Source organism: Lactiplantibacillus modestisalitolerans, assembly GCF_005405425.1.
In the GTDB taxonomy this organism is placed as follows: Bacteria; Bacillota; Bacilli; order Lactobacillales; family Lactobacillaceae; genus Lactiplantibacillus; species Lactiplantibacillus modestisalitolerans.
On record NZ_BJEA01000011.1, the window covers coordinates 128,619 to 151,995 of the forward strand.

The 23,377-nt window shown below is 48.4% G+C and carries 26 protein-coding genes and 1 other annotated feature; of the genes, 5 read left to right on the forward strand and 21 right to left on the reverse strand.

The features are described 5' to 3' along the window. Window positions 1-11: 11 nt before the first annotated feature. On the forward strand, window positions 12-587 hold the full coding sequence (locus FFM79_RS07575) for an LOG family protein (RefSeq protein WP_137642870.1): 576 nt from the start codon (window positions 12-14) through the stop codon (window positions 585-587). A gap of 65 nt (window positions 588-652) precedes the next feature. On the opposite strand, the gene mprF is transcribed toward FFM79_RS07575, so the two are convergent. From mprF to FFM79_RS07590, 3 genes are all read right to left on the reverse strand, one after another. Further along, entirely contained in the window at window positions 653-3,232 is a 2,580-nt protein-coding gene (gene mprF, locus FFM79_RS07580; RefSeq protein ID WP_137642871.1) for a bifunctional lysylphosphatidylglycerol flippase/synthetase MprF, read from the reverse strand. 211 nt (window positions 3,233-3,443) lie between these two features. Beyond that, window positions 3,444-4,310: an aldo/keto reductase gene (locus FFM79_RS07585; RefSeq protein ID WP_137642872.1), complete on the reverse strand. Its 867-nt coding sequence runs from the start codon at window positions 4,308-4,310 to the stop codon at window positions 3,444-3,446. A gap of 72 nt (window positions 4,311-4,382) precedes the next feature. After that, window positions 4,383-4,928 (reverse strand): DapH/DapD/GlmU-related protein, encoded by a 546-nt coding sequence (locus tag FFM79_RS07590; RefSeq protein WP_137642873.1) that lies wholly within the window; start codon window positions 4,926-4,928, stop codon window positions 4,383-4,385. Between the two features lie 115 nt (window positions 4,929-5,043). Between FFM79_RS07590 and FFM79_RS07595 the strand changes: the two genes are divergently transcribed. Then, on the forward strand, window positions 5,044-5,931 hold the full coding sequence (locus FFM79_RS07595; protein WP_137642874.1) for a LysR family transcriptional regulator: 888 nt from the start codon (window positions 5,044-5,046) through the stop codon (window positions 5,929-5,931). Between the two features lie 86 nt (window positions 5,932-6,017). Here the strand turns inward: FFM79_RS07595 and rplL are convergent, their stop codons facing one another. From rplL to FFM79_RS07680, 17 genes are all read right to left on the reverse strand, one after another. Continuing rightward, window positions 6,018-6,386: a 50S ribosomal protein L7/L12 gene (gene rplL / locus FFM79_RS07600; protein WP_125070607.1), complete on the reverse strand. Its 369-nt coding sequence runs from the start codon at window positions 6,384-6,386 to the stop codon at window positions 6,018-6,020. A 58-nt stretch (window positions 6,387-6,444) separates the two neighbouring features. Continuing rightward, window positions 6,445-6,948, reverse strand: a complete 504-nt coding sequence (gene rplJ, locus FFM79_RS07605) for a 50S ribosomal protein L10 (protein ID WP_137642875.1) — start codon at window positions 6,946-6,948, stop codon at window positions 6,445-6,447. A gap of 29 nt (window positions 6,949-6,977) precedes the next feature. Further along, window positions 6,978-7,095 (reverse strand) — a sequence feature (ribosomal protein L10 leader region). Between the two features lie 54 nt (window positions 7,096-7,149). Beyond that, window positions 7,150-7,839: a 50S ribosomal protein L1 gene (gene rplA / locus FFM79_RS07610; RefSeq protein ID WP_137642876.1), complete on the reverse strand. Its 690-nt coding sequence runs from the start codon at window positions 7,837-7,839 to the stop codon at window positions 7,150-7,152. Between the two features lie 101 nt (window positions 7,840-7,940). Further along, entirely contained in the window at window positions 7,941-8,366 is a 426-nt protein-coding gene (rplK, locus tag FFM79_RS07615) for a 50S ribosomal protein L11 (RefSeq protein ID WP_003640942.1), read from the reverse strand. Between the two features lie 114 nt (window positions 8,367-8,480). Continuing rightward, window positions 8,481-9,362, reverse strand: coding sequence for an alpha/beta hydrolase (locus FFM79_RS07620; protein ID WP_137642877.1), 882 nt, complete (start codon window positions 9,360-9,362; stop codon window positions 8,481-8,483). Between the two features lie 48 nt (window positions 9,363-9,410). Continuing rightward, complete coding sequence (nusG, locus tag FFM79_RS07625) at window positions 9,411-9,959, reverse strand: transcription termination/antitermination protein NusG (RefSeq protein ID WP_137642878.1); 549 nt, start codon at window positions 9,957-9,959, stop codon at window positions 9,411-9,413. A 106-nt stretch (window positions 9,960-10,065) separates the two neighbouring features. After that, the gene (gene secE, locus FFM79_RS07630) at window positions 10,066-10,251 is read right to left on the reverse strand and encodes a preprotein translocase subunit SecE (protein ID WP_137642879.1); all 186 of its coding nucleotides are present in this window, start codon (window positions 10,249-10,251) and stop codon (window positions 10,066-10,068) included. Between the two features lie 11 nt (window positions 10,252-10,262). Continuing rightward, the gene (gene rpmG, locus FFM79_RS07635; protein WP_137642880.1) at window positions 10,263-10,412 is read right to left on the reverse strand and encodes a 50S ribosomal protein L33; all 150 of its coding nucleotides are present in this window, start codon (window positions 10,410-10,412) and stop codon (window positions 10,263-10,265) included. Between the two features lie 55 nt (window positions 10,413-10,467). Then, on the reverse strand, window positions 10,468-11,037 hold the full coding sequence (locus FFM79_RS07640; RefSeq protein WP_137642881.1) for a sigma-70 family RNA polymerase sigma factor: 570 nt from the start codon (window positions 11,035-11,037) through the stop codon (window positions 10,468-10,470). A gap of 184 nt (window positions 11,038-11,221) precedes the next feature. Beyond that, window positions 11,222-11,767, reverse strand: a complete 546-nt coding sequence (locus FFM79_RS07645; RefSeq protein ID WP_137642882.1) for a YacP-like NYN domain-containing protein — start codon at window positions 11,765-11,767, stop codon at window positions 11,222-11,224. A gap of 1 nt (window position 11,768) precedes the next feature. Then, window positions 11,769-12,560 carry a 23S rRNA (guanosine(2251)-2'-O)-methyltransferase RlmB gene (gene rlmB / locus FFM79_RS07650; protein WP_170177412.1) on the reverse strand — a complete coding sequence of 264 codons (792 nt, stop codon included), beginning with the start codon at window positions 12,558-12,560 and terminating at the stop codon, window positions 11,769-11,771. After that, window positions 12,532-12,942 carry a Mini-ribonuclease 3 gene (locus FFM79_RS07655; protein WP_137642884.1) on the reverse strand — a complete coding sequence of 137 codons (411 nt, stop codon included), beginning with the start codon at window positions 12,940-12,942 and terminating at the stop codon, window positions 12,532-12,534. The genes rlmB and FFM79_RS07655 overlap by 29 nt, the downstream gene beginning before the upstream one ends. Window position 12,943: 1 nt before the next feature. After that, the gene (cysS, locus tag FFM79_RS07660) at window positions 12,944-14,356 is read right to left on the reverse strand and encodes a cysteine--tRNA ligase (protein ID WP_137642885.1); all 1,413 of its coding nucleotides are present in this window, start codon (window positions 14,354-14,356) and stop codon (window positions 12,944-12,946) included. 378 nt (window positions 14,357-14,734) lie between these two features. Further along, window positions 14,735-16,225: a glutamate--tRNA ligase gene (gene gltX / locus FFM79_RS07665; RefSeq protein ID WP_137642886.1), complete on the reverse strand. Its 1,491-nt coding sequence runs from the start codon at window positions 16,223-16,225 to the stop codon at window positions 14,735-14,737. 192 nt (window positions 16,226-16,417) lie between these two features. After that, on the reverse strand, window positions 16,418-17,662 hold the full coding sequence (locus FFM79_RS07670) for a PIN/TRAM domain-containing protein (protein ID WP_137642887.1): 1,245 nt from the start codon (window positions 17,660-17,662) through the stop codon (window positions 16,418-16,420). 20 nt (window positions 17,663-17,682) lie between these two features. Continuing rightward, window positions 17,683-19,059 (reverse strand): DNA repair protein RadA, encoded by a 1,377-nt coding sequence (radA, locus tag FFM79_RS07675; RefSeq protein WP_137642888.1) that lies wholly within the window; start codon window positions 19,057-19,059, stop codon window positions 17,683-17,685. Window positions 19,060-19,173: 114 nt separating this feature from the next. Continuing rightward, window positions 19,174-19,710: a dCTP deaminase/dUTPase family protein gene (locus FFM79_RS07680; RefSeq protein ID WP_137642889.1), complete on the reverse strand. Its 537-nt coding sequence runs from the start codon at window positions 19,708-19,710 to the stop codon at window positions 19,174-19,176. Between the two features lie 29 nt (window positions 19,711-19,739). Here FFM79_RS07680 and FFM79_RS07685 point away from each other — a divergent pair, with 29 nt between their 5' ends. From FFM79_RS07685 to FFM79_RS07695, 3 genes are all read left to right on the forward strand, one after another. Further along, window positions 19,740-20,123, forward strand: coding sequence for a GNAT family N-acetyltransferase (locus FFM79_RS07685; RefSeq protein ID WP_225424400.1), 384 nt, complete (start codon window positions 19,740-19,742; stop codon window positions 20,121-20,123). Between the two features lie 57 nt (window positions 20,124-20,180). Continuing rightward, on the forward strand, window positions 20,181-20,864 hold the full coding sequence (gene rpiA / locus FFM79_RS07690; RefSeq protein WP_137642890.1) for a ribose-5-phosphate isomerase RpiA: 684 nt from the start codon (window positions 20,181-20,183) through the stop codon (window positions 20,862-20,864). 75 nt (window positions 20,865-20,939) lie between these two features. Beyond that, entirely contained in the window at window positions 20,940-22,271 is a 1,332-nt protein-coding gene (locus FFM79_RS07695; RefSeq protein ID WP_137642891.1) for a C1 family peptidase, read from the forward strand. Window positions 22,272-22,693: 422 nt separating this feature from the next. Here the strand turns inward: FFM79_RS07695 and FFM79_RS07700 are convergent, their stop codons facing one another. After that, window positions 22,694-23,371, reverse strand: a complete 678-nt coding sequence (locus tag FFM79_RS07700) for a 2,3-bisphosphoglycerate-dependent phosphoglycerate mutase (RefSeq protein ID WP_137642892.1) — start codon at window positions 23,369-23,371, stop codon at window positions 22,694-22,696. Window positions 23,372-23,377: the final 6 nt, after the last annotated feature.

Genomic DNA, 23,377 nt, shown 5'->3' on the forward strand with positions numbered 1-23,377 from the left:
GGGGAATTAATATGTCATTGCATAATATTTGTGTGTTTTGTGGATCAAACTCTGGATTAGACCCAGCGTTCGGTCAAAAAACAATCGAACTGGGGACCTACCTTGCCGACCACGACTACCAACTCGTTTACGGTGGTGGCGACCACGGCCTAATGGGAAAAGTTGCAACGGCTACTTTGGCCGCTAACGGTCGCGTGATTGGCATTATTCCGCGCTTCTTAGTCGAACGGGGTCTCGCTCAGGACGGCTTAACGACTTTCGTAGAAACTAAGACCATGACGGAACGCAAGGAAAAAATGTTGCACTTAGCCGACGCGTTCATCGTCTTGCCGGGCGGTTTTGGAACCTTTGAAGAATTCATCCAAATGCTTTCATGGAGCCAAATGGATATTCACCAAAAACCAATCGCACTCTACAACATCAACGGCTTCTATGATGACCTGGTGGCGATGCTGAAAAAGAGTACCACGTTGGGCTTTGCCCCGGCAGCCAACCTCGACCTATTCATTAACGGTCATAACCTCGATGAAATTTTCACCGGCTTTAAAAATTTCCAACACGTTTTACCTAATAAATACACTAATTAGGTATTTAGAACCATTAAAAACACGCCCGCCATTTTACTGGCAGGCGTGTTTTCATTAAGCTATTTTTAGCCGTTTTTACGTTCACGGCGGTGTACCCGGTTATTTACAACTTGCAATAATTGGAGCACCGTAAAGATCAGCGAGCTGCGTTTACGGTACGCAATGTACTTCGGCGCCCACTCGGTCACGTACTTTTCTTTGTACGACCGCAACCCCTGAAAACCATAGAGTTGATAGCCATATTCATAAATGAGGTGCGCAATCTTTTCCTCAAAGAAACTATAACGGGAAACGCCCACCCCCGACAACGGGGCCATCCCCATATTGAACGTCTCATAGCCCTGATCACGCGCTTGCTCAAACAAGTGTACAAAAACTGTATCCATAATACCAGATGGGGCAGCCGTACTTGAGCGCATCAAGTCAATGGACATCACCTGCGAGTTTCCCTGCGGCATAATGTTGGCAAAGGCCACTAACTGGTGCTCCGCGTTATAAACGACTGCGATTGGCGCCCGGTTCAAATAGTCCTCGTCAAAGAACCCCAGTGAAAAGCCCTTCTCCGTTTCACCAGCGAGCCAACTATCCGAAACAGCGCGCAACTCAGCCATGAGGGCCGCTGAGAATGGGGGGTGGAGCACGCGAAACTCGTACTGGTCGCGTTTGAACTTATTCATCAAGGCCCGTTCACCCCGAAGACGTTTACCAGCTAAACTAAAGTCGGCTAGCCGTACGTGGCCCTCTTCACCCGTTTTGATGAAGTCAAAGCCCATCTCGTGTAAGCGCATCGTCAACGTTTCGTTAATTTCGTAGAAGACTAGCGAGCAACCGTCACTGTCAGCGTCGTCCATGAATTGCTCCAGCGCCGGCTGTAAGTAATCCTGATTGCCAAACGGTTCGCCCATAATGATCAGCTTATCGGCCTTCTGCTGATACAGAAAAATTAATTGGTCGCTCCCCGCAACCTGATAATAGTAGGCTTGTTTATCATTTAAATAGGCTAAATGCGATATTTCATTTCCACCATAGGTGTCGATAACCTGCTGAACCCGTTTGGGAATCATGGGTTGCCCGATACGGGGATGGTGCCCGCCGGCAAAGTAACGGTACATCATCACCACGATCATTGCCGCTAAAACCAAGCCAATCACGCCAAAGACCCATAACTTTTGGGATGGGAAAAAGAGCGCGGCCGGAATCGCGTGCCGGTGGTGAATTTGTGGGGCGTTATAAACTCCAACAATCGTATACAGGATGAACGTCACGACGTAAACGCAGCCCACCCACAACATCTGCCCCCAGGAGAAGGCTAACCGTTCGCGGTAGTAGGCACGGCGTGAGAGGGCGACTAATCCCAAGATCACCACTAAAAAGATGACAAACTTTGCGGAAATGGCATCGTACACGAATAACCAGCGCAGTGTATTTAAAATCGCCACAAACAACACAATTACCGTGGGCCAAAACGCCTTCTTAACGCGCCCGGCCGTTCCCAGGGCAACCCCAATTAACAGGAAGGCCATGATAATACTGCTGGCCTGGTTGATAAAGAAGAAGGTGTACGGGTACAATTGCAAAAAGATTTTATTATTATAGGCAAAGTTGGGGACCGTCGACATCATCAGTAGTAATAGCCCGGAAGCGTATAAAAAGACCGTTAACGCAATCTGGGCAAAGCGTTGCAAGGCCTGCTTGGGAACGCCCTCTAAGCGAACGTTGAAGCGGTGGCCGGTATCGTGAATAAAAAGCGCTAACCCAATCGCAAACGGAATAATGTAGTAAAACAGACGGTAGAATAATAGCCAGGCAACCGCATCGGGGCGTGAAACCCCAACCGCGGCGAGCCCAAAGATCATGAAAACGTCAAAGGAACCAATCCCACCGGGAACCATTGAAACTTCCCCCACGACCGACGCAATCACAAAGAGTGGGACGACCGCGGCAAAGTCAATTGGTAACCCCATAAAGTTCCCAATTAATAGGAAGAAGAGGACGCACCCCGTCCATTCCCCAAACGAACCGCTCAGTAACCGGACAACGTTACCGAGGGTCAGACCGTCAAAGAAGGCGGAATCGTTGACCCGTGTAAAAATGAAAATAACGGGAAAGTATAGTGCGCCGCCGACGAGCCAGATCCAGTAGCTACCGTACATTTGACCAATGCCAAATCCGTAAACTAGTACCAGTGAAATCATGCAATAAATTGACAACCCCGACACGAGAAACAGCGCGATTTTCGAAATAGCGAAAACAATCTGCTTTTTAGTGGCGTGCCGATTATAGAAATTAGCCCGGAGCGAAGCACCCAGGACCCCGCCAAAGCCGCCAATGTTCGTAAACGTATTAGTTATCCAGCCGGCCTTTAACACGTACCAGCGGGAATAGTGATTCGGCAAGAACTTTGTAATCATCACGTCATAGGTCAGCATTGGCGTCACCGCGATTAGACCGACGATTAGTAAGGCTAATAAATGCCACCAGCTCTGGGACGCCAAAGCGGTCGCAAGTTGGTCGCCCCGGACTTCCTTCGCAATCTTACCAACTTCCGTAATCACAAATAGTAGGACGGAAAAGACGAAAAGGGCTTTGATAATCCCCATCCGTTTATTTAGCACCGCTCCTATTTTTCGTAAACTTGCCTTCAAAAAAATTCCCCCAGTAATTTGATTGTCCTTATTATCGCAATCTTCCCCCATTTATACAACTAATCACGAGAGGTTTAATCAGAGCTTAAAGCTCAACTAATCAACTTCCCATTATGCATTACTGACACTAACACGACCCGCTACCGCGGTAAAGAACGCAAAAACCGCAAGCCCCGGTAAATTAGTGGGGCTTGTGGTTACGCGTCTTTTATTAAAGTTTGCCACCGAAAACTGGGAACTGGTCAACACCAGAGTAATCCATTTGATCAATAGCTTCGAGGGTCTGCATGTCAGCTGCCGAAATCTCAAAATCAATTTCCGCGTTTGCCCGCATGTGGTCGGGATTAGCTGACTTCGGCAACACAACGGCGTTCAACTGCCAATCGTAGCGAATGCAGAGCTGAGGCACGCTGACGTGGTACTTAGCTGCCATCTGCTTAATGCGCTCGTCCTTCAACGCCACACCGTGCGCAACGGGCGAGAAGGCTTCCACAACGATCCCCTGTGACTGCGAATACTTAATAATGTCCATTGGGGTCTCACCAATATGAATTTGCACCTGATTAACGGCCGGCTTGGTAGCACTGTTCTTAATCAAGTTTTCAAGGTCCGCTTGATTAAAGCTAGAAACACCAATCGTTTTTAACTTGCCAGCCTTAACGGCGTCTTCCATGGCTCGCCAAGTTTCCAAGTTTCCTTCAAAGTGGCGGTCGTTAGACTGATTAACTTCGTTCCACGGCTGGGGATTATGAATAATCATCATATCCAAGTAATCGAGGTCCATATTTTGTAAGGTTTCGTCAATCGAGCGCTTGGCAGCGTCATAATCCTTTAATTCAGCGGCAACTTTCGAGTTAACGAAGAGTTGGTCGCGGGCCACACCAGCTTTACGCACGCCTTCGCCAACGCCGCGTTCATTGCCGTACGCTTGGGCGGTATCAATGTGACGATAGCCAATTTGAACGGCTGCTTCAACTGCTTGGGCAACCTGATCATCAGGAATTTCCCAAACTCCCAACGCTAATTTGGGAATCGTTAAACCGTTATTCATTTTAAAAGTTTCATCAAAAATAGTCATCCAATTAACTCCTTTATAATCGATTATATTTAGATTCATCATACGTCTTAAAGTGTACTTTAAGTCAACTATCTAGTCTTCCGTAGTTGAGATTGTTTTGACGACCCGCGCGGGCATTCCCGCCACCACGGTGTTAGCCGGAACGTCATGGGTCACCACCGCTCCGGCCGCCACGACCGCATTCTCGCCAATTGTCACCCCGGGCGTCACCGTTACGTTGGCTGCCAGCCAAGCATTGCGCTGAATATAGACTGGTGCTAACGCTAAGTTGCGTCGCTTCGCCGGCGCCATTTGGTGGCTGACCGATGCAATTGTCACGTTCGGGCCAATCAAAACGTCATCCGCGATATAAATTCCACCAAGATCAACAAAAGTCGCCCCACTATTGATGAACACCCGCTCACCCAGATGAATATTGCGGCCAAAGTCAGTTGTCCATGGTAAGCGAATTTCGGTTGATGCGGCAACTGTCTCATTGGTGATTTCACTCACTCGCTGCCGAACCTCATCAGCTGAACGCACTCCCGTATTCAATTTCTGAACTAACGCTTGGTTACGACCCACAATTTGGTCAATTTCTTCGTAGGCCGAGCTACTTAAATCTAATTGCTTCGTCACCTATTCCACCCCATTTCTTTCTGATTGACACTAGTATACGGGCCCACTATGATAATGTTAAATACTCATTTAAAATGGGTAACTATTACTTTTAATTATGCTAGGAGGAATAGCCATGGATGTTCGCGTCTTACGCTATTTTATTGCCATCTCTCAGGAACAGAATATTTCACACGCAGCGGCCCGCTTACACGTCTCGCAGCCAGCCCTCTCACGCCAAATTGCCGATCTCGAAACGCAGCTTGGCACCCAACTATTCGTTCGCGGTAACCGGCGGCTTAAATTAACTGAGGACGGTTACTACCTATTAGACCGGGCCACCGAGATCATTCACTTAGTCGATAAAACGACCCGCGATCTGCAACAACAGGAAACGTTTAGTGGCGTCCTCGACATCGGCGCCGGTGAGAGCCGTGCCGTTCAACCAATCATGACGGCAATTCAGCAAATCCGCCGCCAGTATCCCGCCGTTCACGTCAACCTGCAAAGCGGCGACGCCCTCAGCTTACTGGCACAGCTTGACCAGGGTAACTTAGAGTTCGCCCTCATGCTGGAGGCTAAGCCCTACCCAAACTATCACCACTTAAAGTTGCCCACGACTAATCAGTGGGGGCTACTCATGCGCCGGGATGAACCACTCGCAACCGCAAGCGCCATTACGCCGGCTGACTTACTGGGGCGCCCGTTACTGACTTCGCGGCAAGCCGCGAATAACCAGCGTTTTCAGCAATGGAGTAACGGCCTAACGAGTCAGTATAACTACGTCGGCAGCTACAACCTAATCTTCAACGCTGGCCTGTTAGTTGAAACCGGTGCGTGCATGGCGTTAACCTACGACGGTTTAATCGATACGACCGCCCATTCCCAGTTAGTCTTTCGTCCACTCACGCCGGCGTTGCGTGATCCGGTCACCCTAATTTGGAGTAAGGAGCGCCCGTTGCCGCGGGTGGGCCAGTTGTTTATTGAGACGTTGCGGACGTTAATTGAACCGGCCGCAAAATAAAAATCAAAAATGAGCGCACAAAAAAACCGGGCATCCCGTCATTACAACGGAATACCCGGTTAGATATTGTTACGTTAAGTAGAAGACTACTTAAGGGTAACAACACCACCAACTTCTTCAAGCTTAGCCTTGATATCGTTGGCTTCGTCTTCTGAAACGCCTTCCTTAACAACTGAAGGTACGTTGTCAACAAGACCCTTAGCGTCTTTCAAGCCAAGACCAGTGATGTCACGAACAGCCTTGATAGCCTTAACCTTTTGGTCACCGGATTCAGTTAATTCAACATCGTATGAATCCTTAGCAGCGGCAGCGTCGCCACCAGCAGCGCCGGCTACGGCAACTGGAGCTGAAGCTGAGACATCGAATTCGTCTTCGATAGCCTTAACTAAGTCGTTTAAATCTGAAATTGAAGCTTCTTTTAATGAGTCGATAATAGCATCTTTATCAAAAGCCATTTTTTGTTCCTCCATTTTATATGAACTTATATTAGTTTTATTTTTTTACACCAACAGCTTAAGCTGCGTCTTCGTCGCCTTTTTCAGCAACCGCCTTAACAGCGTATGCAACGTTACGAACAGGTGCTTGTAACAAGTTAGCAATCGTAGCCAACAATTCTTCACGTGATGGCATCGTAGCGTATTCTTGAACAGTTTCAAGACTAGCAACTTTACCTTCGATCATCCCACCCTTAAGTTCAAGGGCTTCAGCGGTCTTCGCGAAGTTAGCCAAGATTTTAGCAGGAGCAACTGGGTCTTCTTCGGAGAAGGCAACGGCAGTAGGACCAGCAAAAACAGGCTTTAAGTCGTCGTAACCAGCTTTTTCAGCTGCACGTACCATGATCTTGTTCTTGATAACGCGCATCTTAACGCCAGCTTCACGCAATTGCTTACGTAAATCAGTCACTTCTTCAACTGTCAAACCACGATAATCAACGACAATCGCTGAAACGGAGTTCTTTAATTGTTCTGCAACTTCTTCGACTTCTTTTGCTTTAACAGCAATCGTTTCTTTACTCAACAGATTCACCTCCCAGAATTTTGGTTCAGGGATTTATAAAAAAATCCCTATGTCCACCAAGACATAGAGAAAAAACAATGTCCTCGGCAGGTAATTAATTAAGGCCGTGATGGCCGCCTGAGTCTTAGGTAGAGATATAACTTAACCTCTAGTAATCTATCACAGATTACCTACGGGGTCAATTGTTTTAAATAATTATCCTTAAAATGATGCTAAGTCAACCCGAACTGCTGGAGTAAAGGTTGAAGTAACAACCAAGTTTTGGACGTAAGTCCCACGAACTGATGCAGGACGAGCCTTAACGATGGTATCTTGAATGGTCTTGAAGTTACCAACTAACTTGTCCGTATCAAATGAGATCTTACCAACTGGAACGTGCACGTTTCCGTCGCGGTCAGTCCGGTAAGTCACCTTACCAGCTTTTGAGTCGCTAACGGCTTTGGTAACGTCCATCGTAACCGTACCAGTCTTAGGGTTAGGCATTAAGCCCTTAGGTCCAAGAACCCGCCCTAAACGACCAACTTTGGCCATCATGTCAGGCGTTGCGATTGCGACATCAAAGTCTAACCAACCGTCTTGAATCCGTGCAACTAAGTCGTCGTCACCGACAACGTCAGCACCGGCAGCTTCAGCTTCCTTAGCCTTGTCACCCTTCGCAAATACGATAACGGTTTGTTCTTTACCAGTACCGTTAGGAAGGACAACCGCGCCACGAAGTTGTTGGTCGGCTTGCTTTGTATCAACGTTCAATTTGAATGCAACTTCAACGGTTGCGTCAAACTTTGCGAAATCCATTTTTTTGACCAAGTCTACCGCTTCCGTTACATCGTAAGCTTTGTCACGATCAACGAGCTTAGCGGCTTCTTGGTATTGTTTACTTTTCTTTGCCATCTAAGTGTTTTCCTCCTTGCAAATGTGGTTCAAACGGAGATTTCCTCCCACTTGACACATTCATTTTGATGAAGTGTCCGACTTACTCGATTAGTAGTGAATTAGCCTTCGACAGTGAATCCCATACTACGAGCAGTACCTTCGATCATGCGCATAGCTGCTTCAACGTCAGCTGCGTTTAGATCTTGCATTTTAGTTTCGGCGATTTGCTTAACTTGATCCTTGGTTACAGTTGCAACCTTCTTCGTGTTAGGTTCACCGGAACCACTTTCAACACCAGCAGCTTTCTTTAAAAGAACGGCAGCAGGTGGGGTCTTAGTGATGAAGTCGAATGAACGATCTTCGTACACCGTGATCACAACGGGGATGATCATACCGGCTTGATCAGCGGTACGAGCATTGAAATCCTTTGTGAATCCCATGATATTGATACCTGCTTGACCTAATGCTGGGCCAACTGGCGGAGCAGGTGTTGCTTTGCCCGCAGGAATTTGTAATTTAACAACGTTAGCTACTTTTTTAGCCACGAGACATTCCTCCTTAGTCCGTGATGTGGTAAATGGAGCTGAGTTTTTGCTCCTCCCACGTAAACGTGCATACGTGACGCACATTTAGCATTCTACCACATCTATTATTGCTCATCAAGCGTTTTTTTCCGTTCCTAATTGCGGGTACAGAAACTGGGCGATGCGCCGATCAACGTCGTAATTTTCGTGCAACCGTGAGTGCCGCGCATTTTTGCCGTGCACAATAAACTCTTGGTATTGCGTTCGGGTGGTTGGTAATAAAAACCTTAGGGATAAAGCACTATTAACCGCAACCGCCCCATCACTCTGCGCGGCATCCCCGATGTTACCGGCGATGTTTAAATACGAAATCGTATTCGGCAGCCGTTGCAACGTCCGCAAAAAATAATTGTAAACCGGGGTCGTTTGGGTCGGCCCCGCAGCAGTTAGCGGGTGATTTTCGATTGGGTGGGTGTTGATGCCCACCTCGTGGTCGTTAAACGGGGCCCCAATCGTCACCACGCGGCGCACTTCCGGTAAGTTAACCCGCTTCGCCGCGCCGGTCAAATATTGAAATAAAACCACCCCGCCCATTGAATGGGCGACCAGGTTCATTGTTTGAACGTGCTCATGGGTCATTAAATACTTAACGACCGCTAGCACCCCATCCGCTTGTTGACGGACCGCGGCGCGCGGATTCGCAAAAATCAGCTGCACCATCGGCCGGTATGAATCCAATTGACCGCTCACCCGCAAATGGTTATGGCGGTCAATTAGCACAACTAGCGATTTATTCGCAATCCCGGCAATAACAAACCGCCGCAGCATCCCGCCAAACGAGAAGCGGTTGCCCGCATACCCCGGAATAAACAGCGTCACGGCACTATCATCCGCATTAGCCGGCGCAGGTTGTTGCGCCAAGCGCTGGGGGCGACCATACCACCAAAAGCGGACCGCTAAGCGACCAACGATGATCACTATTAGTAGACTAAGCAACGCTAAAATGACGTTAACCACCGTCCATCACCAACCTCTTTACCATCATTGGTGCGTTGTTAACGCGCCTTAGTGAATTTCGTCAACCTGATCAAAGTCTAATTCGGTACTCGTTTCCCGGCCGAACATGTTGATGTTAACTTTAAGTTTCATCTTTTCATTATCGATATCCGTAATTTCACCAGAAAGTCCGGAGAAGGCGCCGTCAATAATGGTTACTTGTTCGCCAACTTCAACGTTCAACTCAGTATGCCGAGCACTCATGCCTAATTGGTGCAGAATTTGTTCCGCTTCTTCTGGCAACAGTGGCGTTGGTTTACTCCCTTGACCGTGGGAACCCAAGAAGCCAGTTACCCCAGGAGTGTTTCGCACGATGTACCAAGCTTGGTCGGTCATTACCATTTCAACGAGGACGTAGCCTGGGAAGACCTTCTTCATTTCGACCTTATCCTTACCATTCTTTACTTCGTGAGTTTCTTCTTCAGGAACAACCACCCGGAAAATGTTATCTTCCATCCCCATTGATTGGGCCCGGGATTCCAAGTTTGTTTTGACCTTATTTTCGTAACCAGCGTAAGTGTGTAAGACGTACCACTTTTTTTCAACAGATTCGACCATGATTAAACTCCTTTATATATTAGCTTGCGGCAAAATAAAAAAACCTCGCCAAGACGAAGTTTTCTTTCAATGACCATAGTATAACAAATTTTTAAATAAAAAACCATTAATGCCAAGATGTCAGCATTTGTAAGAGTAACTGGATAATCCAGTCAAATAACGCGAAGAAGGCCACGAAGAACAGCGACGTTGAAATCACAGTCCATGAGTCGCGCCGGTTTTCACGCCAAGTTGGCCAAGTCACGTTTTTCATTTCGTGGCGGACCTGACCAAAGAATCTAAATAAACGCATAATTAATCCCCCTACCGCGTTTCGCGATGAAGTGTGTGTTTACCACAATATTTACAAAACTTTTTAACTTCTAAGCGGTCTGTGCGGTTCGGATTCGACGCAACCGTATAGTTCCGTGAGCCACATACCGTGCAGGCTAAGGCAACTTTTTTCTGAGCCATTCAAATGACCTCCATACTTAATCAGGTTTAACAGTAGCATGGAATTTTTTGAATGTCAATTTGTCGAAACAGGCGTCAGAAGTTGCCGGAGCTTACGGCGGCACCGATCCATTGCGTTCAGTACCGGATTCAGCTCAACTTGCAACAACTGGGCAATTGCTTGGGGGGACAAGCCTTGCAATAGCGCTGCAAAGACTTCCCCTTCAAAGGTCGAGCACAGGTCCGCAAAGGCAGCCAACTGCTGATGAACGTACACCACGTCTAATGGCGAAACGACTAGCACCGCAAACTGACCAATGAGCTCTTCATCCGATGCGTCCAGCGATAGGAGTTCCTGTTCTGGGCAACGCTTCTTAGCCCGCGAGCGCCGTAACAGGTCAATAATTTGATTATTTAAAACAAGTTTATAAAACGCGCCAAACGAGCAGTTATTCTGGTTGTCGTACTGCTGGGCGGCCCGATGAATCGCAATCCGGGCTTCCTGTTTCCAGTCCTCTTCGTCAAACTGGCGAAGATAAAACTGGCGCCGCAACTTCCAAACTACCGGTAAATACTGATTTGCTAACTTGAGAATACTTTGATTATCACCGCGAGCTGCTAATGCGATCAACTGTTGTTCATTCAAGTGGCATTCCTCATTTCGGTGGTTTTCCAAAACCGAATCCCTAAATCCGTAGTCTCAATATACCGACTGCGACCTCCCAAAACAAGCGAACATACGTTTTAATTTACACTAAAAACTAATCAAACAATTAATTAATTATTGATTATAAAATCCCTGTTAAGCGCACCGTTACGCGCTTAATATTTCACTTATGATGATGTTTAACATGATCACGTTCCAACTGCTGACGATAATGGTCCAACGCTAGCAGCTGGTCTTCATTCCACGGTGATTTGCGAACGCGCCCCTGAACCTGCGTCCCTTCCGCCGCGTGGCGGACTTCTTTCAATGCCATGTGCACACGTTTTCGTAGTTCAAGTGCCGGCACGCGGAGGGCGCCTTCAGAGAAAATCACCCACTGCTCGGCCTGATCACTCGTCGCCACCGTCACCTGTAAAACACGGGACTGCTTTTCAGCCGCGTACTTTTCAATATAACTATCAGCCGTTTGATCCTTGCTCGTCCAAACAATCTCTAAATCTGCTTGCCGGTAGCTCTTTGAATTTCCCGGAACGTACATCGCGTCAAATATTAGGCTGATATTTAAGCCGGTAATTTTTTTATATTCCGTCAAAACGTTAATCAGCTCATCACGCGCTTCTGGTAACCGCCCCGACTCTTTTAAGTGGGCCAATTCGGGCCAATTACCAATCATATTATATGCATCTACGATTAACAGTTGTTGTTTCATATTAATTTCCAAGTGGGTGGCGCGACGTAAAGCCCTGATAAATTAACAGGCTCGCCGCAACACTCGCGTTCAAACTCTGAACGTGACCAATCATTGGAATGGTCAACATTTCATCAACCTGCTTCTTTAAAAGTGGGGCGATGCCCTTACCTTCATTCCCAATAATTAAGCCAACCGGACCATGGGCGTCCCATTGCCGGTAATCCGTCCCGTGCATGTCCGTTCCAAAAATCCACAAGCCTTGCGTTTGTAATTGCTTCACGGTTTGAACCAGGTTGGTGACCCGGGCCACTTTCACGTGTTCAATTGCCCCCGTCGACGTTTTAGCGACGGTACTCGTCAAACCAACAGCCCGCCGTTTTGGAATAATAATACCATGCACGCCAGCCGCGTCGGCGGTCCGCATGATGGAACCTAAGTTATGCGGGTCTTCAATATTATCTAAAATTAAGAAGAATGGGGCTTCGTCCTTTTCCTTAGCCACCGCGAAGAGCTCGTCAATGCTTGCGTATTCAAACGCTGCAACGCCGACCGCAACGCCTTGGTGGTTCGCATTATCGGTTAGCCGATCTAACTTTTGCTTCGGTACGTACTGAACAATCAGGTTGCGTTTCTTCGCAATTTTGGCAATGTCGTTTAACACGTCGGCTTGTAACCCGCTCTGAATAAAGACCTTATTGATCTGTTGATCACTTTTAATTGCCGCCATCGCGGGGTGGCGCCCAATCACAAAGTCTGCGGGCGCGTTTGTTTGGTTCCGTTCATCATTTGACACTTGAAACCCTCCCTTCATCTACTTGTTGAATACACCATTGGGCCAGCGTCGCAATGCGCGCTTGCTGGTTCGTCAATTGTAAGTAACCGAAAACGGCCTCAAAACCGGTTGAGACCCGGTACGTCAAGACGTCGGTATGCTTCGCCGACGTGTGACTCTTAGCATTGCGACCACGTTTAAAAACTTCCGTTTCAGTTGCGGTTAGGACGTCATCTGCCTGCATCCGCTCAATCAACGCCGCCTGGGCCTTAGCCGAAACGTAGTGGGTCGCATGGTGGTGGAGCTTAGTTGGCTTGGTATAGCCAAGTTCGAGCATGTGTTGCCGAATAAACGGTTCGTAGACCGCGTCACCGAGGTACGCGAGTGCGATCCCGTTTAATTGCTGATAATCAACTTGCATATTATTCCTTTCTAAACCGGACTCCCTGGGGCGTGTCTTCCAAAATAATCCCCTGAGCCTTTAAATCATCGCGAATCTGATCCGCCTTAGCAAAATCCTTAGCTTTACGAGCAGCCTGGCGTTCATCAATCAACGTCTGGATGTCCGCGTCTGCGAGCCCTTCATCCGGGTTGTCAAAAGCGACCCCGAAAACGCCCGCCAATTCGCTCAGCGTCGCCTGTAATTTAGCAACGGTTTGGCGGTGCACCGTGGTTTGGGCCGCGTAGACGTTCGCCAACTTGGCTAGTTCGTAGACCGCCGTCACGCCGTTCTGGACGTTGAAGTCGTCATTCATCGCGGTCACAAACGCACCCTTAAGTGCTTGTAATTGTTGCAACACTTCGGCGTCAGCACCATCCTGAGCGTCGGCTAACCGGTAATCCAAGTTACGGTAAGCATTTTGAAGTTTACTGAGGTTATTCGCCGCTTCGTCTAAGTTTCCCTGCGTATACTGAATTGGCCGCCGGTACTGGGTCGTTGCCATGAAGAAGCGTAACACCTGCGGGTCAACCGTTTTAATAATGTCGTGAACGGTCACGAAGTTTCCGAGCGACTTACTCATCTTTTCGTTATCGTCCCCGACCGTCACGAAGCCGTTATGGAGCCAATAGTGAGCAAAGGTTTGCCCCGTTTTAGCTTCACTCTGCGCAATTTCGTTTTCGTGGTGGGGAAATTCAAGGTCCTGCCCGCCGCCATGAATATCAAAAGTATCGCCAAGATACTTGGTTGACATCACGGAGCATTCAATGTGCCAGCCGGGCCGTCCCGCTCCCCACGGGGAATCCCATGAAATTTCGCCGGGTTTAGCAGCTTTCCACAACGCAAAGTCGATCGGATCTTCTTTGCGGGCCGTCTCCTCATCATCCGTATGCTGACTCGCACCAACTTCGAGGTCATCGATGCGCTGATCGGATAACTGACCGTAATTCTTAAACTTACGGGTATGGTAATAAACGTCGCCAGCGGATTCATAAGCGTAGCCCTTCGCAATCAACGCCTGAACAAACGCAATGATTTCGGGAATGTTTTCCGAAGCCCGCGGGTGAGCGGTTGCGGGTTCAATGTTGACCGCCGCCGTATCAGCCATAAAGGCTTTAATAAAGCGGTCCGCAACTTTCGGCACCGTCGTGTGGTCTTCGGCCGCCCGCTTGATCAGCTTGTCATCCACGTCGGTGAAATTAGACACGTAGTCGACCTGATAACCTAAATATTCGAAGTACCGCCGAATCGTATCAAAGGCAATCGCCGAACGCGCGTTGCCAATATGAATATAGTTATAAACCGTGGGGCCGCAGACGTACATCTTAACGACACCGGGTGTAATTGGTTTAAAGGCTTCTTTTTTTCGAGTTAACGTATTAAAAACTTGTAACATGTATCAACGCCCCTTTCTAATTGATAATCACGTTGTTGCTAGTTTACCATGTTCTGCTGTTAAGGAACATTGCCAACCTTTGATGGGCAGCCTCTTAGCAGATCAACACCATCTATCATCGAACCGTCATCTCAACACCAATTGGATTCAGCGTCTAAATACTCAAAAACGCCCCTGCACCACGGAAAATCCGTAATGCAAAAGGCGTTTTTGAAACGCGGTTCCACTCTTGCTTTGTCGGTTAGCCCGACCTCTTGCGGGGTAACGGCCGCCCGACTGTTTCTCGTGATAACCGCACTTTCAATTCAACGTAACGCGGCGTCCCAGTCAGCACCGCTCCCTGAAGTTACCTTTGAATTTAATCTGATTATCAAACAGTTATTTGTCTAATTCAGCGATCATGGCATCTAAGTGCTTGCTAGTCGTTTCACGGCCTAACAATTCGATCGTTTCTGGCAATTCAGGACCGTGCATTTCGTGCGAAACGGCGATTCGAATTGGCATGTATAACTTCCGACCCTTGATCTTCGTATCTTTTTGAATACTCTTGATTGTCTTTTGAATGGCCGTTGCTTCGAAGACGTCGATATTATCAATACGCTTCCGGAATTCCTTCAAGACAACTGGGGCCGTATCGTTATCTAATTCAGCCCGCGCTTCATCGTCAATGTCCGCTGGCCCGTTAAAGAACAGGTCCGCTAAGTCCACGATTTGACCCGTGTAACTCATTTGGTTCTTGTACAGTGAAACCAAGGTCCGCGTCCATTCGATTTGGTTCATGTCTGGACGTTGTGGTAACCGCCCGGCTTTGATCAATTGCCGAATTGACATTGCAAAGACTTCGTTTTCGTCAGCCTTCTTAATGTATTGGTTGTTAACCCATTCGAGCTTCTTACCATCAAAGGCCGCTGGTGACTTGCTCAACCGCTTTTCATCGTACATCTTGATGAATTCGCGTTGCGTGAACAATTCACTTTCACCCACTGGTGACCAGCCTAAGAGCACGATGAAGTTCAGCATCGCTTCCGGTAAATAACCAAGTTCGCGGTATTGTTCGATAAATTGTAAGACCGTTTCGTCCCGCTTACTTAACTTCTTACCCGTAGCGGTGTTGATGATCAAACTCATGTGACCGAACTTCGGTGGTTGCCAACCGAAGGCTTCGTAAATCATTAATTGCTTTGGCGTGTTAGCAACGTGGTCATCACCACGGAAAACGTGGCTAATTTGCATCATATGGTCGTCAACCACAACGGCAAAGTTGTAGGTTGGCATGCCATCACGCTTCTTAATGACAAAATCGCCACCAACCGTCTTCGATTCAAAGGAAACCTTGCCCTTAACCATGTCATCCCAAGCGTAGGTCTGACCTTGAGGAACGCGGAACCGAATAACGGGTTGAATCCCAGCCGCCTTAGCAGCGTCGATTTTAGCCTGCTTTTCTACTTCGCTCATGCCGGCAAATTCGTAAACATAGTGGGGCATTTCCTTGTTGGCTTTTTGGGTTTCACGCTGAGCCTTCAATTCGTCTTCCGTCATGTAGGACTCGTAAGCCTTGCCTTCATCGATCAATTGTTGAATCAACGGATCATAGATGGCTTTCCGTTCAGATTGCCGGTAAGGACCATAGTCGCCACCGATATCTGGACCTTCATCCCAGTCCATGCCTAACCATTTCAGGTTATCCATTTGACTCTTTTCACCGTCAGCGACGTTGCGCTTTAAGTCGGTGTCTTCGATCCGAAGAATAAACTTTCCCTTATTATGCCGGGCAAACAAATAGTTAAATAATGCTGTCCGAGCATTACCAATGTGTAAATGGCCAGTTGGACTTGGTGCGTAACGCACACGAATCTTGCTCTTTGCCAATGTGATTAACGCCTCTTTCATTTTTTTATCACGCGCTGTGACGACCAGAACTATCCCAATAGTTCCAGTATTTGGTCAAAATGAGCGTCGCCAAAGCGCCGTTCACTTGCCTTTCCAGTTTACCATGTTTAGCACTAAAAATTAAGGACTGGGCCCGATTTCGACCCGAACTCACTTACTACTGCTTGCGGTTTAGGACTTTCGGCGCTGACCGCGGTTGCCATTGCCACCATGCGACCCATTCCCACTTTGCTGATTATTACCAGTATGGTTGTGGTTACGGTGCTTTTTACCCGCGTCCTTCTTAGTCGCCGCATCGGACTTGGCATCCGTTTCGTCCGGTAAACCGCGACTAGCGTGGGCCAAACGCGCAAAAATCATCCGGCCCGCATCCGTCTGCAACGCACTCGTCACGATGACGTCCACTTTTTCGTTAATGTAATACTTCCCGTCTTCCACGACGACCATCGTACCGTCATCCAGGTAACCAACCCCTTGCTGGCGTTCGCTCCCGTTCTTGACAACCATCACGTTCATCGCTTCACCCGGAATCACCCGCGGCTTCAACGACTTCGCTAGTTGGTTGATATTCAAAACTTGGACGTTTTGGAATTCGATTACCTTATTTAGGTTATAATCATTGGTCACAATCACCCCGTTGACCTTTTTCGCCAACTGGATCAACTTGCTGTCAACTTCCGGGATGTCTTCAAAATCACCCTCATACATTTCAATGGGAATAATTTTTTCATTCTGCAGTTTATTCAGAATATCTAATCCCCGGCGCCCGCGGACCCGTTTAATGCTGTCCGCCGAGTCAGCAATGTACTGTAACTCGTAGAGCACGAAATTCGGTACGAGTAGCGTCCCTTCTAAAAAGCCAGTTTTAACGAGGTCGTAAATGCGACCGTCAATTAAAATGTTGGTATCCAAAATTTTATAATGATGATAGTTTTGGTCTGGTTGCGCATCCGTAATTTCCGGACTCGCTTCCTTCTCGCGGCGGCGGAAATTAAAGACCTTGCGCCACTCGTCAATTCGCGTGGTTCCGACCCGCGCACCGATGTAACCAAAGAACAGCATTAAAATAATTGGGACGACCGTGTTCATTAAGAATAGTGGACTACGACTGAATAATTGCGAAATCAGAACAGCGATCAGTAACCCGATAATGAACCCAATGCTCCCAAAGAGCAACGTCATTGGGTTTTGTTTCGATAGGTTTTTTTCAACCCGGTCCACTAGGTGCATGGCAGCGTTCGCCAAGAAGAGCGAAAGCACCCATAATACTAATGCACCTAATAAGAAGTTAGTAAAAATGTTGTCGAGTAAGGCACTGGGTTGCGACCAGAGGGCTTCCCATAAGAATGGCAAGTAGGTCAGCCCCAGCGTCCCACCGACGACGATAAAGACCAGTCGGACCGTTAACTTTTTCATAGCTTCAACCCCTTTTCAAATTAATTTGGCGCTTGTAAGGCCAATTGTAAGGCCTCTTTAAGGGTCGCCACCCCAATAACCTGAATGTTTTTAGGCACGTCCCATCCCTGCAAATTATTTTTCGGGATAAAAATGCGCTCAAACCCGAGCTTGGCGGCTTCGCCGACCCGCTGTTCAATGCGGTTAACGCGCCGGATCTCACCGGTTAGACCCACTTCGCCTACAAAACAGTCGGTCGGTCGAGTTTGTTGATCGCGATAACTAGAAGCGACCGAAACCGCAATCGCTAAGTCAATCGCAGGTTCGTTTAATTTAACGCCACCCGCCGCCTTTAAGTAGGCGTCCTGGTTTTGCAACATTAAGTTGGCTCGTTTTTCGAGCACCGCCATCAGGAGCGAGACCCGGTTATGGTCCAAACCGCTCGCCGTTCGCTTGGCGTTTCCAAACACGGTGGGCGTCACGAGGGCCTGCACTTCAACTAGGATTGGCCGGGTGCCTTCCATTGAGACCACGATAGCTGAACCGGTCGCGTCTTTGAGCCGTTCTTCCAAGAAGATTTCCGACGGGTTCGCCACTTCAAATAGGCCGCCCGTCCGCATTTCGAAGATTCCCAACTCGTTAGTCGAACCAAACCGATTTTTAACCGCCCGCAAAATGCGGTACGTGTGGTGCAAGTCACCTTCAAAGTACAGCACGGTGTCCACCATGTGTTCCAAAATTTTAGGACCCGCAATGGCCCCGCCCTTCGTCACGTGGCCGACGATAAAAATCGTAATCCCGTTCGTCTTGGCGATTTGCATGAGCTCACCCGTAATTTCACGGATTTGTGAGACCGAGCCAATTGGTGAATCCATGTCGGGTTCCTGCATCGTTTGAACCGAGTCAATCACCACGAACTGCGGACTCATCGATTCAATCGTCGTCCGAATATTGGCCATGTCGGTTTCCGGATACAGGTAAAAGTCCTCGCTATCGACGGCTAAGCGATCAGCACGCATTTTGACCTGCGACGCACTTTCTTCACCAGTCACGTAAAGGACCGAGCCCCCCGTTTCGGCTAATTGCCCCGAAACTTGTAACAGTAGGGTCGATTTCCCAATCCCGGGATCGCCACCAATCAAAACTAACGAACCGGGAACGACCCCGCCCCCCAGCACACGGTTAAACTCTTTGAGCTTCGTTTGCACCCGCGGCGTTTTAGTCATCGTCACTTCTTTTAGCCGTTGCGGTTTAGCAGACTGCCCCGCAAAGCTGACCCGGGATTTACGATCCGGCTTCGTATCAAAATGTTCTTCCGTTAAGGTATTCCACTCACCACAGTTAGGACAGCGCCCTAAATACCGTGGCGTTGAGTAGCCACAATTTGAACAAACAAACTGAGTTTTTGCTTTCGCCACTAAAATGGCCTCCCATCCACGTCGCCCAAACGCCGGTGCGCCGGGCGAACAACTATCCTTATTTTACCATTATTAATAATTAAAGCCGTTAAATCGCCTTACTTTAACCTTTTTTTATCGATTGGTCGAACCAAAGCCCCCCGAACGGGTCGTCGTCACGGTCGCTTCGTTATCGGCTGTGAGGTATTTCGTAAAAATTCCCTGGGCAATCCGCTCGCCCTTCTTGATGTGCACGTCGCGAATCCCCATGTTAATTAGTTGGACGTAAATCGCGCCTTCATTTTTGGCATTATTATAATAATCCGCATCAATCACACCAATCCCGTTAGGTAAAATTAAGTTCCGCTTCAACGGGTTGCTCGAACGGTTGGCAATCAATAAGTATTCATCGGGGTTCATATAAGCTTTAATCCCAGTTGGCACTAACCAGGGCTTCAAAGCAGCGGCTGCCGCGTCTAACTCCGCTGGCTGGCTAGTTTGCTGGTGCCGAATTTGCCATAAGACCTTCACAAAGTTTAGTTTCCAAATTGACGGCAACGTAAAGTCGGTTGCCGCCTCAAAATCGTACCCGGCCGCCTGCTTAGTCGTCCGGTATGGCAGATGTAACTGTTGGTCAGCATAGTCGCTGACAATTTCAAATCCACGGGCCATGATTAATTCCCACTTTCTACTTTAATTTCGTGTTCATATTTTACCATACTTCAACCCGCGATTTCGTTGACAAAACGGGGATTTCCCGGTTTAATTACGGTAGGATCTCAAACCAGTTAAAGGTGGTGACAACCATGGAATTCACACGTGACGAAAACCGGTTTTATTTTAACGACGCTGACGGCAAATTAGCGGGTGAAATCACCTTCCCAACCCGCGGTGACGACCAAGTTTGGGTCATTGAACACACCTTTGTTCGCGAAGACTTTGGTCATCAAGGCATTGCGGGCCAACTCACCCGGGCCGTGATCGAAGCTGCACGCAAAGAGCACAAACAAATTCAACCCCTTTGTACTTATGCCAAAAGTTACTTTGACCGCCACCCAGAAGCTGCGGACGTTTTGGTATCATAATTTGCGCGCACTTAAAAATTGGAAGCGCTATTCTTACTTATAAGGAGACTTTACTTAATGAATCAGGATCAATTGAAACAACTCGTCGGTCAAAAGGCCGTTGAATACGTTCACGACGGCATGCAAGTCGGCCTTGGTACCGGCTCAACCGTTAAGTTCATGGTCGATGCGCTTGGCGAACGCGTTAAAAACGAACACTTAAACATTGTAGGCGTTTCAACCTCTGAACGGACCGCCGCTCAGGCTAAAAGTTTAGGGATTCCCATGAAGTCCGTCGATGACGTTGACCACCTCGACCTAACCATCGATGGTGCCGACGAAATCTCCAAGGATTTTCAAGGGGTTAAGGGGGGCGGTGCCGCGTTACTTTTTGAAAAAATCGTGGCCATTAACTCCGATAAAGTAATTTGGATCGTTGATGAAAGCAAAATGGTTGACCAGCTCGGCGCGTTCGGGCTCCCCGTCGAAGTCATTCCTTACGGGAGCCAACACGTTTTCGAAAAGATGGCTGCTCGCGGTTACCATCCAGAATTTCGGCGGCACGCCGGGGAACTCGTTCGAACTGATTCCAACAACATCATCATCGACTTACACCTCGACCCCATCAGCGACCCGCACGTGCTCGCTGAAGATTTAATTCACATGGTCGGCGTGGTTGAACACGGTCTCTTCTTAGACATGGTCAACACCGTTATCGTTGGGCACGCGGACGGTCCCGAGGTCCTCACCGCCCGGCCGTGAGTTTTCGCAACAAACGGCTTGTCGCAACCACGATTAACAGATACAATTAGAATTAGATTAAAGGAGCGTGATTTTTTGAGTAAAGCCATTAGTTTGGATCAAATCGCCAATTTTCAAGCCGATTTAGATCAACGTCCAGAGGCCAAAGTCCTCGAACGGAGCGTTACCAAGAACGGTATTTTAGCAAGTAGTCAAGATATTCAAGCCATGTCACAAACCACCCCGGTCTTTTCAATTGACCTGGACACGGGTGACGTTGCCAACCAAAAGCAAAGTGGTCGTTGCTGGATGTTCGCCGCATTAAACACGATGCGCCACGACCTTGCCAACAAGTTTAACTTAAAACACTTTGAACTTTCCCAAAACTACACTTTCTTCTGGGATAAGTTCGAAAAGGCCAACTACTTTTATGAAAACGTCCTCGCAACCGCCGACCAACCAACCAGCAGTCGGAAAGTGGCTTGGTTAATGACCACCCCACAACAAGACGGGGGCCAATGGGACATGTTAGTTGCCCTAATTCAAAAGTACGGCATCGTGCCTAAGAGCGTCATGCCCGAAACTTACAACAGCTCTAAGTCAGCTGAAATCAATAGCACTTTAAACTTAAAGTTGCGTAAAGACGCCGTTGAGTTGCGGGAATTAGTCGCCGCCGGCAAGTCCGCTGACGCGATTCAAGACCGCAAGGAAAAGATGTTGAACGAAGTTTACCGGATGTTAGCTTACGCGTTCGGCGAACCCGTCACCACCTTTGACTGGGAATATCGCGATGACAACAAAGAATACCATCGCGACGCTGGCTTAACGCCCCAAAGCTTCTTCAAGAAGTACGTTGGCTGGAGCCTGGACGACTACGTTTCAATTATCAATGCCCCAACTGATGACAAACCTTACAACCACACTTACACGATTGAAATGCTCGGTAACGTGGTTGGCGGTCGGGCCGTTAAACACTTAAACGTCAGCATGGCCGACTTTAAACAGTTAGCAATCAAGCAACTCCAAGCTGGCGAAAGCGTTTGGTTCGGTTGTGACGTTGGTCAATCTTCAGACCGGCAAAAGGGTGTCATGGCAACCGACGTCTACAATAAGGATCAATTATTCGACGTTGACTTAGCCATGTCCAAAGCGGAACGCCTCGACTATGGTGAAAGCTTAATGACCCACGCGATGGTCATTACCGGGGTCGACCTAGTTGACGGCCAACCAACCAAGTGGAAGGTCGAAAACAGCTGGGGTGACAAAGTCGGAACTAAGGGCTTCTTCGTTATGAGTGATGCTTGGATGGATGAATACTGCTACCAAGTTGTCGTTAACAAGAAGTACTTATCTGCCGACTTACAAAAGGCTCAAGCCGAAGCACCAACTGTTTTGGCACCATGGGATCCAATGGGAGCCCTAGCCTAAGTTATTCAGTATTCACACTGATTAGCACAAATTAACAAGGGTAACCACGACGCTTGAATGACGTCGTGGTTACCCTTGTTTTTAGTTCATTCTGTCTCGATGAGGGGGCGCTGACGCCAACAGCACCTTCCTGCCTTATAGCCGAAACGTGTTCGGCCCAGCTTGGTCCTGCGGTTAGCTACGCCACCGACACTACGCAAAACCCGCGACGCTTCTCTGCAATACAGCCGAAACGTGTTCGGTCCAGCTGACACCTGCGCTTGCTATGCTAACCAGCTATTGCCAAACCCGCAACGCTTTACTGCCTTATAGCCGAAACGTGTTCGGCCCGACTGGCATCTGCGCTTGCTACGCTAAGGCGCCATCGCATAACCCGCGATAACGCCTTAGCTAGGCAATGCTCAATACCAACCCGTCGGGCCTCACACTCTTTCCTTTTTCACCACCCTCAACCGCTCATCCAATTGGTAACAAATCGGCACGCCATTCGCTACCTCAACACCATCAATCCCCTGATCACTAATATGCTCCAAATACTTAATTAACGCCCGCAACGTGCTACCATGCGCCACAATCAATTGATTATGCCCCGCCAACAACTGCGGCGCAATCCGGTCCGTCCAATACGGCAAAATCCGGTCATACGCCATCTTTAAACTTTCACCACGCGGCTCAATTCCCGGCCCGTACTTCAAATACCGCCGGTCATGCGCCAGCTCAGACGGTGCCAACAACGGCGGCACCGTATAAAAACTACGCCGCCACTGTTGCACCTGCGCCTTCCCATATTCGCGGCGGGTCGCATCCTTATTTTGACCACGCAGTGCCCCATAATGACGCTCATTTAGCCGCCACGTTTTGTATTCCGGCAGCCACGCCTGGTCAATCTCAGCCATTAAGATGTTGGCCGTCACAATCGCCCGCTTCAACACCGACGTGTGCACCGCCCCAAATTGAATGCCGGTCGCGCGTAATCGTTGTCCCGCCGCGTGCGCCTGCGCAATTCCCGTTGCCGTTAAGGGAACGTCACTCCACCCAGTATACGTATTGTCGCGGTTAGCCGTGCTTTCACCATGGCGCACCAATACCAATTCTGTCATTTCTCT